Origin of the sequence: Bacillus sp. FSL K6-3459, from assembly GCF_038003305.1 — a bacterium.
Taxonomy (GTDB): Bacteria; Bacillota; Bacilli; order Bacillales; family Bacillaceae; genus Bacillus; species Bacillus pumilus_O.
Map to the genome: position 1 here is coordinate 3,287,267 of NZ_JBBOOW010000001.1, position 15,798 is coordinate 3,303,064.

18 protein-coding genes are annotated in these 15,798 nt (G+C 41.2%); 1 reads left to right on the forward strand and 17 read right to left on the reverse strand.

The features are described from left to right. Positions 1-15: 15 nt before the first annotated feature. From MHI35_RS16760 to MHI35_RS16785, 6 genes are all read right to left on the reverse strand, one after another. A complete protein-coding gene (locus MHI35_RS16760) occupies positions 16-693 on the reverse strand; it encodes a VWA domain-containing protein (protein WP_335349577.1) in 678 nt (225 codons plus the stop codon). 82 nt (positions 694-775) lie between these two features. After that, positions 776-1,474 carry a VWA domain-containing protein gene (locus MHI35_RS16765; RefSeq protein ID WP_335349585.1) on the reverse strand — a complete coding sequence of 233 codons (699 nt, stop codon included), beginning with the start codon at positions 1,472-1,474 and terminating at the stop codon, positions 776-778. A gap of 325 nt (positions 1,475-1,799) precedes the next feature. Continuing rightward, positions 1,800-2,825, reverse strand: a complete 1,026-nt coding sequence (gene spoIID, locus MHI35_RS16770) for a stage II sporulation protein D (protein WP_335349578.1) — start codon at positions 2,823-2,825, stop codon at positions 1,800-1,802. A gap of 254 nt (positions 2,826-3,079) precedes the next feature. After that, positions 3,080-4,387 (reverse strand): UDP-N-acetylglucosamine 1-carboxyvinyltransferase, encoded by a 1,308-nt coding sequence (gene murA, locus MHI35_RS16775; protein WP_211062601.1) that lies wholly within the window; start codon positions 4,385-4,387, stop codon positions 3,080-3,082. 32 nt (positions 4,388-4,419) lie between these two features. Further along, positions 4,420-5,154: a YwmB family TATA-box binding protein gene (locus MHI35_RS16780; RefSeq protein ID WP_211062602.1), complete on the reverse strand. Its 735-nt coding sequence runs from the start codon at positions 5,152-5,154 to the stop codon at positions 4,420-4,422. Positions 5,155-5,282: 128 nt separating this feature from the next. Beyond that, complete coding sequence (locus tag MHI35_RS16785; RefSeq protein WP_211062603.1) at positions 5,283-5,513, reverse strand: DUF1146 family protein; 231 nt, start codon at positions 5,511-5,513, stop codon at positions 5,283-5,285. 137 nt (positions 5,514-5,650) lie between these two features. Here MHI35_RS16785 and MHI35_RS16790 point away from each other — a divergent pair, with 137 nt between their 5' ends. After that, entirely contained in the window at positions 5,651-6,157 is a 507-nt protein-coding gene (locus MHI35_RS16790; RefSeq protein WP_249407337.1) for a hypothetical protein, read from the forward strand. A 42-nt stretch (positions 6,158-6,199) separates the two neighbouring features. Here MHI35_RS16790 and MHI35_RS16795 read toward each other — a convergent pair whose 3' ends face one another. The 11 genes from MHI35_RS16795 to glyA form a co-directional block, all read right to left on the reverse strand. Continuing rightward, positions 6,200-6,595: a F0F1 ATP synthase subunit epsilon gene (locus MHI35_RS16795; protein ID WP_003214592.1), complete on the reverse strand. Its 396-nt coding sequence runs from the start codon at positions 6,593-6,595 to the stop codon at positions 6,200-6,202. 24 nt (positions 6,596-6,619) lie between these two features. Next, positions 6,620-8,041 carry a F0F1 ATP synthase subunit beta gene (atpD, locus tag MHI35_RS16800; RefSeq protein WP_012011546.1) on the reverse strand — a complete coding sequence of 474 codons (1,422 nt, stop codon included), beginning with the start codon at positions 8,039-8,041 and terminating at the stop codon, positions 6,620-6,622. Between the two features lie 24 nt (positions 8,042-8,065). Continuing rightward, positions 8,066-8,932, reverse strand: coding sequence for a F0F1 ATP synthase subunit gamma (locus MHI35_RS16805; protein ID WP_012011547.1), 867 nt, complete (start codon positions 8,930-8,932; stop codon positions 8,066-8,068). A gap of 88 nt (positions 8,933-9,020) precedes the next feature. Further along, entirely contained in the window at positions 9,021-10,529 is a 1,509-nt protein-coding gene (gene atpA, locus MHI35_RS16810) for a F0F1 ATP synthase subunit alpha (RefSeq protein WP_144520392.1), read from the reverse strand. Positions 10,530-10,545: 16 nt separating this feature from the next. Further along, positions 10,546-11,091, reverse strand: coding sequence for a F0F1 ATP synthase subunit delta (locus MHI35_RS16815; RefSeq protein ID WP_012011549.1), 546 nt, complete (start codon positions 11,089-11,091; stop codon positions 10,546-10,548). After that, a complete protein-coding gene (atpF, locus tag MHI35_RS16820) occupies positions 11,088-11,609 on the reverse strand; it encodes a F0F1 ATP synthase subunit B (protein ID WP_003214532.1) in 522 nt (173 codons plus the stop codon). The genes MHI35_RS16815 and atpF overlap by 4 nt, the downstream gene beginning before the upstream one ends. Before the next feature lie 120 nt (positions 11,610-11,729). Then, a complete protein-coding gene (gene atpE, locus MHI35_RS16825) occupies positions 11,730-11,942 on the reverse strand; it encodes a F0F1 ATP synthase subunit C (protein WP_003214968.1) in 213 nt (70 codons plus the stop codon). 49 nt (positions 11,943-11,991) lie between these two features. Beyond that, positions 11,992-12,726, reverse strand: a complete 735-nt coding sequence (atpB, locus tag MHI35_RS16830; RefSeq protein WP_088003385.1) for a F0F1 ATP synthase subunit A — start codon at positions 12,724-12,726, stop codon at positions 11,992-11,994. A gap of 7 nt (positions 12,727-12,733) precedes the next feature. Beyond that, the gene (locus MHI35_RS16835) at positions 12,734-13,117 is read right to left on the reverse strand and encodes an ATP synthase subunit I (RefSeq protein ID WP_003215321.1); all 384 of its coding nucleotides are present in this window, start codon (positions 13,115-13,117) and stop codon (positions 12,734-12,736) included. A 496-nt stretch (positions 13,118-13,613) separates the two neighbouring features. Then, positions 13,614-14,243 carry a uracil phosphoribosyltransferase gene (gene upp / locus MHI35_RS16840; protein WP_003214553.1) on the reverse strand — a complete coding sequence of 210 codons (630 nt, stop codon included), beginning with the start codon at positions 14,241-14,243 and terminating at the stop codon, positions 13,614-13,616. A gap of 147 nt (positions 14,244-14,390) precedes the next feature. Continuing rightward, on the reverse strand, positions 14,391-15,638 hold the full coding sequence (gene glyA / locus MHI35_RS16845; protein WP_144520389.1) for a serine hydroxymethyltransferase: 1,248 nt from the start codon (positions 15,636-15,638) through the stop codon (positions 14,391-14,393). Positions 15,639-15,798 lie beyond the last annotated feature (160 nt).

Consider the following 15,798-nt stretch of genomic DNA (forward strand, 5'->3'; position numbering starts at 1 on the left):
GCTCCCTTTCATATCCTACTGACCAAAAGCGCTCGCTTCATTTTGTAGAATGTGATTCAATTCTTTGGCATTTGCAGCCGGTTGATATTGTCCACCGCCCGCTTTTGCAACAGACTTTAGACTTTTTGCTTCTTTTTCATTCACGTCAAAGCCGATGATATTAACAATGGTGTCAATTCCGTCTTCATGTAATTCCTTTGCTGCTTGTGAAGGGTTTCCTCCACAAGTTTCTTTACCATCGCTGACGACATAGACAATGTTTTTCCCTTCAGCCTGGTGATCTTCAAAATCTTGCTTCGTATCTGTTAATGCTTTTGCAAGTGGTGTCCAGCCGGTTGGCTTATACACATTCAGTGCTTGCTGAAATGTTGATGACTCATATGATCCAAATCCATAAACGGCTTCAGAGCTTCCACAAGAAATTGCTTTTCCTGCATTTTTATTGGTTCCTTCATGACCAAACACACGAAGAAGGACTTGTGTATCATCTGATAAAATACTTGCGAAGCTTTGAATAGAACGTTTGGCGATATCGATTTTCTTTTCGCCTTCAACTGATTGCGCCATGCTGCCGCTTAGATCGAGTAATATCACGACATGAGCCGGCTCCTGTTTTTTTGTCACAGCATGAGCTGGTGAAGAAAGAAGCAGGACAAGACTAGCCAAAACGGTTAATACAATATTGCGTTTCATTCATAAAAACCTCCCTTTTTACATTTGTACAGAAAAAGAGAAACGAAAGCATAAATCAATCGTTTCCCTTTTGTTCAGCAAGTTATTCGTGTAGTTTTAATGATTCTGCTGACAGGATAGAGCCCATTTCTTTACCAGTACTTGCTTGGTAGTAATGGCCTTTTCCAGCTTTGGCTACTTGCTTTAATTGACCTTCATAGCCATCGTTAAAGTCTAATCCAATGACATTCACAACAGTCGACCCTTTAGAGTTATGCAATTCTTTTGCTACTTTTACTGGATCTCCGCCACAAGTTTCTTCGCCATCAGTGATGAGGTACACAATATGTTTTGTACCATTATTAAGCTGTTCATCCGCTTGCTTTGCATGCTCAAGAGCACGAGCAATCGGTGTCCAGCCATTTGGTCCAAGTCCGTTTAAAGAGTTTTCAAAGCTTTCTTTTTCGTAAGGCTGTACGCCATAAACGCCTCTAATGACTTCACATGATTGAGCTTTACCTGAATTTTTGTTGTTTCCTTCAGAGCCAAACAAGCTCATACGAATTTTAGCGTCTTTTGGAAGTGACTGAGCAAATTTAAATACCTCTTGTTTTGCGAGGTCAAATTTGCGTTCTCCCTCTACTTTTCTTGCCATGCTTCCACTTGCATCAAGTAAGATGGTGACTCTTACATCTTGGTTATGTTTTTTGACTGTAGATGCTTTTGCAAATACTGGTGAAGAGATTGACATAGATAATGTCAATACAGCTAAGGTTACGAGTGTAACTACTTTTTTCAACATCATTTTCCCCTTCCTCCCTATGTATTAAATTGAAACATCTTAATCGTAAAATATTCTGTCTTGGAATGGTATAGGACTCGGTCCCTTTTTCTCTTTCATCAAAATCACTAAAAATCTGTCAGTTGTCTAGATACATTCACCTAACGCATCATTTTTTCTCTTGTTTTCTCCTTCTTTCGAGGGGCTTTGTATCGGCCATCGGTTCTTGTCGGGACATAAATGTTTAAGATTTCCTGAGGTGCGTCTTAAGTCGCAAATTGACACATTCTGTTCAAACCTCTTGGAACACACAAAAAAGATGCCCCCATTCTGAGGCACCTTTGCTTTATTTTTTAGCCATATACGTGTTAAGAAAACGATCAGCTGATTCAATTTGAATCCCTTTATAATAATGTTTCACGATAGCATCTACTTTTTTGCCTGACTGTGCCATATAATGCGCACCGTACTGACTCATTCCAACACCATGGCCATAACCTTTTGTCGTGATGATAATTTGCTGGCCCTGTCGTTCCCAAGTAAAGTCCGCTGAATGAAGTCCTAATGACTCTCGAATATCTCTACCTGTCAGTGTTTTACCGTTTATGACGGCTTTTGCTACTTGATTTCCTGGTGTCCGTTCTACTATCTGTCCTACCTGAGTCTGTTGAGTAAGCGTCACACCTAATTTTTGCTGAAATTCGCTAACTGGGATGGTTTTCTTGTTTTGAAATTTTGGCGACTTTTCGTCCCATTTACTTGAGACACTTTTCAAATATGGGATTTCATTTTTCCAATAAGCTTCGGCATTTTCCGTTTTCCCATTACTTGTTGAAAAGAATGAAGCATCAATTGGTTTTTCGTCATAAGTCAGCACTTTTCCTTGTGTGCTAGCGACAGCTTCTGTGACTTTTTTCAACTTCCAATTGTACGCTTTCCCCCAAATTTTCTTCAGTTCCTGCTTGTTTTTATACACTTGGAACATTTGGGTATCATCTACAAGAGAGCCCTTTGGTGATTTGACGGTCTTATCGATGATCATTTGTCTAACGATATACGTTCTTGCGGCGAGTGCCTGTGCCTTGAGTGCTTCCATCTCAAAATCAGCTGGCATTTCAGACGCTACGACACCGATCACATACTCTTCTAAGGGGATGTTTTCTACCTGCTGATGAGCTGAACGATAGACGGGGATAGCAACGGGTGATTGCTTCAATTTGACTGTGCCCTTCACTTCTTTTTTAACTGATGGCTCCGCTGATACATGCTGGCTTGCCTCCGGTTTCCCTTGAAACGTCGGCAACACAAGTAAAGTTGGAATCATTAAAATAATGATGCATATTCCTGCAATTGTCCATATCATTGGTTTCATATTTGGCTGCCCCCATTTGTCATTGGATCTCTTTTATCCTATGGGCGGGGACAAGCTAATATGACAGCTTCTTTCATTGAGTGGACAAGTCTTTTAATGAAGATAAGAGGCGGTTTACTAACTGAGTTTACTGTTCGTCTTTATGAATAAAATTTAAGATGGTTGGATACACTAATGATAAGCTTTAAACATAAAACATTCTATGATTCTAAAAAAAATCAGCATGCCCTATGGACACACTGATTTCTTTATCATTACGCGTTCAGATCTGATACAACTTGTTCTTGTGTCACATCTGCTGTTTCATCGTTTACTCTTTCAATATCGGCACCGATTGCTGCAAGCTTCTGGTGGAAGTTCACATAACCACGATCGATATGCTTCAACTCAGTGACACGTGTATGACCTTCTGCTACTAATCCAGCAAGTACAAGTGCTGCTCCTGCTCTTAAATCAGTCGCTGCCACTTCAGCACCTTGAAGTTCAACTGGCCCGTTGATAATGACAGAGCGACCCTCAATTTTAATATCGCCATTCATACGGCGGAATTCTTCTGCATGCATAAAGCGGTTTTCAAATACCGTTTCTGTGATCATGCTTGTTCCGTTCGCACGAAGCAATAGCGCCATCATCTGAGATTGCATATCCGTTGGGAAACCAGGATGTGGCATTGTTTTTAGATCGATTGGCTTAAGCTGAGATGGTCCAATGACTCTTAAACCTTCTTCTTCTTCAATGATCTGAATACCCATTTCTTCCATTTTCGCTACAAGTGATGTCATGTGCTCCGGCACTGCGCCTTTCACAAGAACATTTCCTTCTGTAATGGCTGCTGCCACCATGAAAGTACCTGCTTCAATTCTGTCTGGGATGATGTTGTGTTTTGCACCGTGAAGTGTTTCCACACCTTCGATTTTGATTGTACCAGTACCAGCTCCGCGAACTTTACCGCCCATGGCATTAATGTAGTTTGCCAAATCAACAATTTCAGGTTCTTTTGCTACGTTTTCTAAAATCGTTGTCCCTTCAGCTAATGCTGCTGCCATGATGATATTTTCAGTTGCACCAACACTTGGGAAATCCAAATAGATTTTCGCACCTTTTAAACGGCCTTTGACTTCAGCCTCGATGAAACCATTTCCTACTTGAATTTTAGCTCCCATTGCTTCAAAGCCTTTTAAATGCTGGTCAATTGGTCTTGACCCAATCGCACAGCCTCCAGGTAAAGCAACTCTTGCATGACCTGTTCTTGCTAAAAGTGGTCCCATGACGAGCACAGACGCTCGCATTTTACGGACATACTCAAACGGAGCCTCAGTTTCTAGTGCATGTGATGCATCCACTGATACTTCGTTATTTTCAAAATGTACTTCTGCTCCTAAATGACGTAACACTTCATTGATTGTATATACATCGGAGAGCGTAGGTACATCACAAATTACGCTTTTTTCTGTACTTGCTAACAAAGATGCAGCGATAACTGGTAAAACGGCATTTTTTGCTCCTTCTACTTTAACTGTGCCGTTTAACTTTTGACCGCCGCGGACGATGATTTTTTCCAAGGTCTTCCCCTCCGCGTCCCAAATTCTCTATATTAATATTCAGTCGTTACGATTGGTGTGCCAACCGTAATCGTATGATTTTCGTTCATTTCCGAACTTCTGATGGCAATTTGAACATTCATTTTATCATTTGAAGTCATAATGAACTGTTCCCACTTATCTGTGTAAGCGGAAAGCGACACAAAATTAGACTCAACGAGATACTCAACTGGTTTTGCTTGAAATTCTTTTGCTAACATTTCAGCCTTTTTTTGCAAAACAACATCCATCATACCATTTACATGACCATCGAGACAAGTGAAAATTACAAATTTCTCTTGTAATATGCTTTTTGCATGACGAACGAACTGATCATATGTATGCTTCCAGGTATTCAGTGGGCGAGCACCTTTTTGCTCATATAATAAATACGACTTTTGATTGGATTTTGTGTCGGTCTTCACGAGTAAAATTTTCGATAATGTATCATTTTTTTCATCTTTGTAAATTCCTGTGACTTTGGTGACACGTTCTTCTTCTTTTTCGGTCCACTCATACTGTCGTAGTTCGTCTTTGAAACGTTTCACTTTTTTTGAAAATTGTTCGGATGAAATGTTTACATTTGTTTTGGCGTGAAGAGTCCACCCATCTACTTCTATTTGCTGGTTTTTTAAACCTTCTGCTATTTGGGCGAGCGGAGAAGATTCTTCCGCACGAACACCTTGAATCATCAGAACAAAAAAAAGAATAAACGCAAATAATGGCCAACCTTTTATATACTTTCTCACTTGTCATTCCCCCTTGCTACAAGTGTTGCCGCAAGGAGGTCTATGCATACGTGGAAAAGTCATCAAAGGCCATACTTTTGACACTTCTTTTTACGTTCCCGCATAAGGCAGTGACCAAACCTTTTATGTTAGAACATATAAGGAATTTGTCTGGACAAATTTAAGTAATCAAGGAAGAAATTGCTGACTGCAGATGCAATAGCAATGGTAATGAGCATCATCAGCAATCTTGCCTGAACGATTTTCCCTTTTTTAATCAGTGGGTCAATATTTATAGCAAGCAATGCCCACCATGTTATTGCAATAAAAAACAGGTGGATCACAATACTCACGATTGCTTGTTGTCCTACGTCTTCCATACCGTTGAATCCTCCTTTTATTTATTTCTGTAAAGGAAAACTCCCTTTCATTATATCCTCGAAAATCGGAAAGATGAATCATTTGGAAAAAAGAGCTACATTTAGAGTAAATCCCCTCTTATCCTGGTGCCAAGGAGATGATATACTGCGTGTGGAAGGAGCTGAACACATTGAAAGATTCTTTTCCTGACTTTGTTGATTTGTACGGAGAACTGGTTCCCTCATTTGATCATGAATGGGAGGCCATTGCTTTCTACTTTGATTATAGACAGACACAGCTAGAAGAATTAGCGCAATTGTGTCATTTTCATAACATTTCTTTGGATTACTCTGAGGAGAGCCTGTATCAGTTAGAAACACTTTACTTTGATGCATTTACCAAGCAGCTGTTTGCCGAGTGGAAAATGCCAATAGATGCATTAGAAGCGATGATGAGTGTGTATATGGGAGAGGTTGTCCTTCGTCATCATACAGATGCTGACTGGGTAGTACGGCCTTATATGGACTCTCCGCATCAATATACGATGGGGTTACGCCGGCACAATAAAACGTGGCATAGTACGCAATTTTGCGAGCACTTATATCTTGAAAAACAGGATTCTCATCCATATGTGTCGATGTACCAATCTCTCATGTCACTTTAAAAAAAATCCTTCTTATCATTGTGATAAGAAGGATTTTCTGTTTTATTTCCCTGCTACATTTAAACGGTTTAACGCCCGTTTTAATGCGAGTTCCGCCCGGCGTACATCACTTTCATTTGGGTGGTTCAAATGCTCTTCAGCACGCTGTTTCGCTGATTTCGCACGATCGACATCAACTTTATCTGATGTTTCAGCGGCCTGAGCAAGAATGGTTACTTGTTCAGGGCGAACTTCAACAAATCCGCCACTTACTGCAACCAATTCAGTTGATCCACTATGTTTTAAGCGAACTGCACCGATTTTTAGCGGAGCAACCATTGGAACGTGGCCAGCTAAAATACCAAGCTCACCGCTTTCTGCTCTGACACTGACCATTTCCACATCCGCTTGATACACTGGGCCGTCGGGAGTAACGATATTGACTTGAACGGTCTTCATGCTTTTACCCTCCTAAGGACCAGATTAGGCCTCTACACCCATCTCTTTGGCTTTTTCAACCACTTCTTCAATGCGTCCAACTAAGCGGAATGCATCTTCTGGAAGGTGATCATATTTACCAGATAAGATTTCCTTGAAGCCTTTAACAGTTTCTTTCAATGGCACGTAAGAACCTTTTTGGCCAGTGAACTGCTCTGCTACGTGGAAGTTTTGAGATAGGAAGAATTGAACACGACGCGCTCTGTGTACCACAAGCTTATCGTCCTCTGATAATTCATCCATACCTAAAATGGCAATGATATCTTGTAGTTCTTTATAACGCTGCAATGTTTGCTGCACTTCACGCGCAATGGCATAGTGCTCTTCGCCAACGATCTCAGGTGCAAGTGCACGAGATGTTGAAGCAAGAGGATCAACCGCTGGGTAGATACCCATTTCAGTCAGCTTACGCTCAAGGTTTGTCGTTGCATCAAGGTGAGCGAACGTTGTTGCTGGAGCTGGATCCGTGTAGTCATCCGCAGGTACATAGATCGCTTGAATCGATGTAACCGATCCTACGTTTGTAGACGTGATACGCTCTTGCAGCTGACCCATTTCTGTTGCAAGTGTCGGCTGATAACCTACCGCTGAAGGCATACGTCCAAGAAGGGCAGATACTTCAGAACCTGCTTGTGTAAAGCGATAGATGTTATCGATGAAGAACAATACGTCTTGACCTAGTTCATCACGGAAATGCTCTGCCATTGTCAAACCAGTTAGGGCAACACGCATACGTGCACCTGGTGGCTCGTTCATTTGTCCGAAAACCATGGCTGTTTTTTCGATAACGCCAGAATCTTTCATTTCGTAGTAAAGGTCGTTTCCTTCACGTGTACGCTCTCCAACACCAGCGAATACAGAAATACCGCCGTGTTCTTGTGCGATGTTGTTGATCAATTCTTGAATCAGAACGGTTTTACCTACTCCAGCTCCACCGAATAGACCGATCTTTCCGCCCTTGATGTAAGGAGCAAGAAGGTCAACAACTTTAATACCCGTTTCAAGAATTTCAACTTCTGTAGAAAGTTGATCAAAAGAAGGCGCTTGTCTGTGGATTGGATCTCTTTGAGCTTCCACACCAAGTGGCTCATCTAAGTCAATGTTATCTCCCAGTACGTTGAATACACGTCCAAGTGTTACGTTACCAACTGGTACTGAAATTGGTTTTCCAAGGTCTACAGCTTCCATACCACGCTTCACACCATCTGTTGAAGCCATTGCGATGGTTCTCACTGTATCGTCACCTAAATGTAGTGCTACTTCTAAAGTTAAGTCGATATCAACTTCACTTTCACTTTCCGCTTTATGCGAAACTCTGATCGCATTATAAATCTCAGGCAAGTGACCATCTTCAAAACGAACGTCTACGACTGGTCCCATGATCTGACTGATGCGTCCTGTTTTCATTGCATTCCCTCCTGACAATTATTTCTATTCTAAGGCAGCTGCTCCGCCGACAATTTCTGTAATCTCTTGTGTAATCGCTGCTTGACGAGCACGGTTGTAAGAGAGTGTCAGGCTGTCGATCAATTCCTTTGCGTTGTCTGTTGCACTCTTCATTGCTGTCATTCTTGCAGCATGTTCACTTGCTTTACTGTCAAGAAGCGCACCGAAAATCAAACTCTCTGCATATTGAGGAAGGAGAACTTCAAGAATTTCTTCTTCAGAAGGCTCAAACTCATAAGATGCGGAACGTTTATTAGGTGTTGCTGCGGCCGAAATGTCCGTTAGCGGCAATAATTTCTTCTCTGTTACTTCTTGTGAAATGGCACTGACAAAGTGGTTGTAGAACATGTAAAGTTCGTCAAACGCTTCATCAGAGAACATTTGAACTGTACTGCTTGCTAATTCTTTAATATCAGCAAACGCTACTTCGTCTCCAAGCCCTGTTACTTCAGAAATAACTGGAATACCGCGCTTTTTGAAGAAGTCGCGTCCGATTTTACCAATCACAATCACCGCATATTCATCAGCTGACTGATGACGAGATTGAATGGTTTGGTAAGCGGCACGCAAAATCGAGCTGTTAAAAGGTCCTGCAAGTCCTCGATCAGATGTAATGACGAGATATCCTGTTTTCTTGACAGGTCTTGAAAGAAGCATTGGGTGCTTAGCACTTGTTCCAGTTGCGATTGCAGCAACCACTTCCTGGATTTTCTCCATGTAAGGAACAAAAGACTTCGCATTGTTTTCAGCACGATTCAGTTTCGCAGCTGATACCATTTGCATCGCTTTTGTGATCTGACTCGATTTTTTCGTTGACGTGATCCTTGACTTTATATCGCGTAATGAGGCCAAAGATTTCACCACCTTTTTTCAGGAATCCGTGTTCATTTACGTGAAAAGAGAGAAAAAGAGAATCTTTTTCTCTCGGAAAGATTACTAATTAGTTGCTTGGTGCAAACGTACGTTTAAAGCCTTCGATTGCTGTATTCCACTCTTCATCAGCAGGCATGTTTCCTGTTTGAGAGATCGTGTCAAACAATCCTTTATGATTTTCTTCAATGTACATGAATAACTCAGCTTCGAAGCGTTTGACATCAGCCACCGCAACATCGTCTAAGTATCCTCTTGTGAGTGCATAAAGAATCGCTACTTGTTTTTCAACTTTAAGCGGTTTGTTCAAGTCTTGTTTTAAGACTTCAACTGTTCTAGCACCACGGTTTAATTTAGCTTGAGTCGCTTGGTCTAGATCAGATCCAAATTGAGCGAAGGCTTCAAGCTCACGATAAGAAGCAAGATCCAGACGAAGTGTACCTGCTACCTTTTTCATCGCTTTGATTTGTGCAGAACCACCTACACGGGATACAGACAATCCTGCGTTTACTGCTGGACGTACGCCTGAGAAGAAGAGGTCAGATTGTAAGAAGATCTGTCCATCTGTGATTGAAATTACGTTTGTTGGGATATATGCAGAGATATCGCCAGCTTGCGTTTCTACGAAAGGCAATGCTGTGATAGAACCGCCACCCTTTTCGTCACTAAGCTTCGCTGCACGCTCTAATAAACGAGAGTGAAGATAGAAAACATCACCAGGGAATGCCTCACGACCTGGAGGACGACGAAGCAATAATGAAAGCTCACGGTAAGCTGCCGCTTGTTTAGAAAGATCATCATATACAACAAGAACATGCTTGCCGTTATACATGAATTCCTCACCCATCGTTACACCTGCATAAGGAGCAAGGTAAAGAAGTGGAGCTGGCTGTGATGCAGAAGCTGTGACTACAATTGTGTAATCAAGCGCACCATGCTTACGAAGTGTTTCAACAACACCACGAACTGTTGATTCTTTTTGTCCGATCGCTACATAAATACAGATCATGTCTTGATCTTTTTGGTTTAGGATCGTATCAATTGCAACAGATGTTTTACCTGTTTGACGGTCCCCAATGATCAATTCACGCTGTCCGCGTCCGATTGGAATCAAGGCATCAATTGCTTTAATCCCTGTTTGAAGCGGCTCATGTACAGATTTACGATCCATAACGCCTGGTGCTTCACTTTCGATTGGACGAGTTTTGCTTGTTAAAATTGGACCTAGTCCATCAACAGGCTGACCAAGTGGGTTCACAATACGTCCGATTAACTCTTCACCAACTGGAACCTCCATGATACGACCTGTACGTTTTACGTCGTCACCTTCGCGGATATCTTTGTAAGGTCCTAAAATAACGATACCTACGTTAGACTCCTCAAGGTTTTGAGCCATACCCATTACACCGTTAGAGAACTCAACCAGCTCTCCTGCCATAATGTTGTCAAGGCCATGTACACGCGCGATACCGTCCCCTACTTGGATGACTGTACCGACATCTTTTACTTCAATTTCAGATTGATAGTTTTGGATTTGCTGCTTTATCAGCGCGCTAATCTCTTCAGCTTTGATACTCACTAAGGTTTCACCCCTTCTAACGATTTTCGCCTGCAAGCTGACGTTCAATGCGGGAAAGCTTTCCGCTGACACTGCCGTCATAAATGCGGTTTCCGATACGGATTTTCACTCCGCCTATTAGATCCTTGTCAATCACATTTTCAACACGAAGTGATGTGACTCCGGCTTTTTTGGCAAATACTTCAGATAAAGATTGAATTTCAGCACCGCTCAGTGGTTTCACTGAGTACACGATCGCATCGTCTATTTGTTTCGTGCGGTTTGCCAGTTTCACAAACTCAGACGTCATTTCAGAGAAAATATTCGTGCGTCCGCGGTCAATCAATAAATACATTGTGTGCAACACATGTGTCGAAACACCTTTGAAAGCTTCTGCAATCAAATGTTTCTTTTTGTCTGCCGTAATCTTTGGATGAACAAGAAAGTCATTCAACTCTTGGTCAGCCTTTAGAACTTTTTTGATCTCATTCAGCTCTTTTTCAGTTTCGTCTACTGCCGAAGAAGCAAGAACGATGTCAAAAAGAGCAGAAGCGTAACGCTTAGAGACAATAGTCACGCTCATCGGCTTTCGCCTGCCTCTTTAAGATACTCTTGAATCAATTTCTCTTGTGCTTGCTCATCAAGTTCTCTTTCAATCACTTTAGATGCAATAAGTACAGATAGTGATGCAACCTGCTCGCGCAGTGCAGCCACAGCTTGTTCTTTTTCTTTCACGATTTCAGTTCTAGCAGACTCTTTCAAGCGCTCTGACTCTTGACGTGCTGCTTGAATGATCTCTTCTTTTTGTTTCTCACCAATCTTTTTCGCATTTTCGATGAGTGTATGTGATTCTTCGCGTGCTTCTTTCAATAAGACACGTTGTTCTTCAAGAAGCTTTTCAGCTTGAACGTGCTTTTGTTCAGCACTTGAAATTTCATTTCCTATATAATCTTCACGCTGTTTCATAATCCCTAATAAAGGCTTAAGCGCAAATTTCTTTAAAAGTGCAAGCAAGATGAGCATAGCGATCAGCTGGAATATCATATCTCCGGCGTTGAAACTTAAGCCACCTGCTCCTAAAACCACTGGTAACTGAGACATTTAGTACGGCAACTCCCTTCTTTAAATAATATGTTAAGAAACAAAACATAAAGGAATGGCGAAGTTTCGAACTAATCTGATCTTCGCCATTAAAATTCATATTAGAACGCTTCTCACATATTAACCAAAGAATGCCAAGAATGCGATAACGACAGCGATAATTGGAAGTGCCTCAACTAAAGCTACCCCGATGAACATAAGTGTTCTTAGTTCTCTACCAGCTTCTGGCTGACGAGCGATTCCTTCAACTGTTTTAGATACGATTAGACCGTTACCAATACCTGCTCCTAGTGCTCCCAAACCGATTGCAATTGCTGCTGCTATTAAATTCATTAAAAAGCTCCTCCTTTAAAATAACGTCCATTTTGGACTCTCAATTTTTTTAGTGTTCGTCGCTGACTTTATGAGAAATGTACACCATTGTCAGCATGGTGAAGATAAATGCTTGGATTGTTCCGACAAACAAACTGAATGCCTGCCATACAATCATTGGCACGATGGCACCTAATGTACCAACGATACCAAGCGCAATATTTTGCGTGTAGAAATTGGTCGCAAGTCCTGCAAGCAAACCAAGAAGAATCTCTCCAGCAAAAATGTTTCCATAAAGACGCAAACCGAGTGTTAACGTGTTTGCAAATTCTTCAATTAGTTTCAATGGTACTAAAAGCGGAATTGGTCTAAAGTAGTCTTTCGTATATTCCTTGACTCCTTTTGCCTTGACACCATAGTAATGTGTCAATCCCATGACCATAATCGCTAGTGTCATTGTGATTGCAGGGTCTGCTGTTGGTGATTTCCACCACAAGTTGTGATCGACCGAAATCGAAAATGGCAGTCCAAGCATGTTTGAAACAAATATGTACATGAGTAATGTAACGCCTAGCGCTAGAAATGGGGCTCCTGTTTTCATGTCCATCGAACTACCTATGATATTTCGAACAAAATCAACAATCCATTCCATGAAGTTCTGCGCCTTTGTCGGACGAATAGACAGAACACGAGTAGTCAGCACCGCTATGAGAAGAACGATGATACTAGCAATCGTAATCATGAGAACATTGGATAAGTTGAACGTTAACCCTAAAAATTCTGTCGTTTTTGAACTGTGACCCAAAGAGTATTCACCTCTCTTCCATAGTAGAACGTTTAAGTTGAATGAAGGAATCTATCATAATGACAGGATATATTGTCATTAATCCTATAACAACACCTGCCAGATGAACTTCATTAGGGTAACGCCAAGCAATCGCTACTGCGAGAATTGCGTTGGCCCACCTGGCTGTACTTCCCATTGAACGAATGGATTTTCCTTTTTTAACCGCTCGATCAAAAGCGTGCATTCTCCGTATAAGTAGGAATAAATTAAAGAAAGCAAAAATTGTGCCGATAATCAAACCAAGAAACAGTGGTTTAAAACCAGGCATGGCATAGCCAAACACAAAAATTGCCAATAGATAGAACATGTATTTACTCTGTCTGCGGAAAATCGCGTTTGGATCGTTCATTCATCTGACTCCCGATGAAAAGTATTGTAAAAAAGGTGATAAATGGTGATGAAAACTGCGTAGAAGACGCTTATGATAAGCAGTCCTGTTCGAAAAAAATCAATCACCCATCGGTCTAATTGCACAATCAGACTTGAAATCTAATGATCTATGGGATGTTGCTTCATTCGCTGATACAAACCCTGATAATTAAAGGGTTCACAATGAGGATTAGTAGAGTGCTATAGGCTATGAAAACCTTACCATAATACCCTCGTTTAGCATACAATAGCGTCTATGATGTGTCAATCCGTTGAAAGTTAAAAAACTTTTCTATAATGATAGAGCACACAAAATGTTCACAATTTCATCAAACTTTAGGAGACGCGTGACATTCATTGAAAAAAACAGCTAATGTTCAGTATACATTGATTTTTCTAAGAACGATATCAACCGTTTGTCATATATTTCAAAAAGCCCACATGCACGTTTGCATGTGGGCTTTTATTAAAACATGTTATTTCGTTCCATACATACGGTCACCAGCATCACCAAGACCTGGGATAATGTAACCTTTTTCGTTTAATTTCTCATCTAATGCTGCAATGTAGATATCAACATCAGGATGATGCTTTTGCATTTCTTCTACACCTTCAGGAGCAGCAATCAGACACATGAAGCGAATGTTTTTCGCCCCGCGTTTTTTCAAGCTGTTCAATGCTTCGACTGCTGAACCGCCAGTTGCAAGCATTGGATCTACTACGATAAATTCACGCTCTTCCACATCAGATGGAAGCTTTACATAATATTCAACAGGCTTTAATGTTTTCGGATCACGGTATAAACCGACATGTCCCACTTTAGCAGCTGGAATGAGTTTCAAAATTCCGTCCACCATTCCAAGACCTGCTCTTAAAATTGGCACAACACCGAGTTTCTTCCCTGAGATCACGTTTGATTTCGCTACTTGTACAGGTGTTTCTACATCTACTTCTTCAAGCGGTAAGTCTCTTGTGATTTCAAATGCCATTAATGTTGCGACTTCATCCACTAGCTCTCTAAATTCTTTTGTTCCTGTATGAACGTCACGAATATATGTAAGTTTGTGTTGAATAAGCGGGTGATCAAATACATAAACCTTTGCCATAGCTTGCTACAACTCCTTTTCTGTCATCTTCCGGTGAACTTTGCACACTTCCTACAATTCTACATAAAAAGACATCATCTTTCAATATGATTCGCAAATCCTACAAAAAAAACCCACATGCCAAAAATAGGCAAATGGGTCTGCTTTTTAATAATCTAATTCGTTATATAGAGGAAAGCGGGCAGTCAGATCAGATACACGCTTTTTCGCTTCTTCTAATTTCGCTTCATCTTCATGATGTTTGAGAGCAAGCGCAATAATAGAACCGACTTCTTTCATTGCCTCTTGATCGAAACCGCGGCTTGTCACTGCTGCTGTACCAACACGTACACCACTTGTGACAAAAGGTTTTTCTGGATCATAAGGAATCGCATTTTTGTTCGCTGTAATACCGATTTCATCAAGAACATTTTCTGCAATTTTTCCTGTGATGCCAAGAGAACGCAAGTCGATAAGAACAAGATGGTTATCCGTTCCACCAGACACAAGCTGAATATCTTCAGATAAAAGAGTTTCAGCTAGTTGCTTTGCATTATCAATGACGTTTTGTGCATATGTTTTAAAATCTCCGTTCAATACTTCACCGAAAGAAACAGCTTTTGCAGAGATGACATGCATCAGTGGTCCACCTTGAATACCAGGGAAGATCGATTTGTCGATCTTTTTACCAAACTCTTCACGGCATAGAATCATTCCGCCTCGCGGTCCACGCAATGTTTTGTGAGTCGTCGTTGTCACAAAATCTGCATAAGGAACTGGATTTGGATGAAGACCTACTGCAACAAGACCTGCAATGTGAGCCATGTCGACCATAAAGTAAGCACCGACTTCATCCGCAATCTCACGGAACTTTTTGAAATCAATTTGACGTGGGTATGCACTTGCACCCGCAACAATTAGCTTCGGCTTATGTTCACGTGCTTTTTCAAGTACATCTTGATAGTCGATATGCTGTGTTTCTTTATCAACACCATATTCTACAAAGTTGTACTGTACACCACTAAAGTTAACAGGGCTTCCATGTGTTAAATGCCCGCCATGTGACAAGTTCATACCTAGCACTGTATCGCCATGCTCAAGAATGGTAAAGTATACGGCCATGTTCGCTTGAGCACCTGAGTGAGGCTGTACGTTCACATACTCAGCGCCAAAAATTTCTTTTGCGCGGTCACGTGCGATATCTTCTACAACGTCTACATGTTCACAGCCGCCATAGTAGCGTTTACCAGGGTAGCCCTCTGCATATTTGTTTGTTAGTACAGAGCCTTGTGCTTCCATGACTGCTTCGCTTACAAAGTTTTCTGATGCAATTAATTCAATTTTGTCCTGCTGGCGTTTCCGCTCTAGTTGAATTGCCTTGAATACTTGTGCGTCTTGCTCAGGTAAATGTTTCATCAGCGAAATCCTCTCCAATCTATTTCCATTCGATGTTTTCACCATCTCATTGTACACGGTTTTTGAGTGAAATGTAAAAGTTTTTTTGGAAAATTGACTTCTTTTTTTGCGAAAAACCGAATATTCAAGTGGTTAAGCGCCTTCATCATTCAACATTATA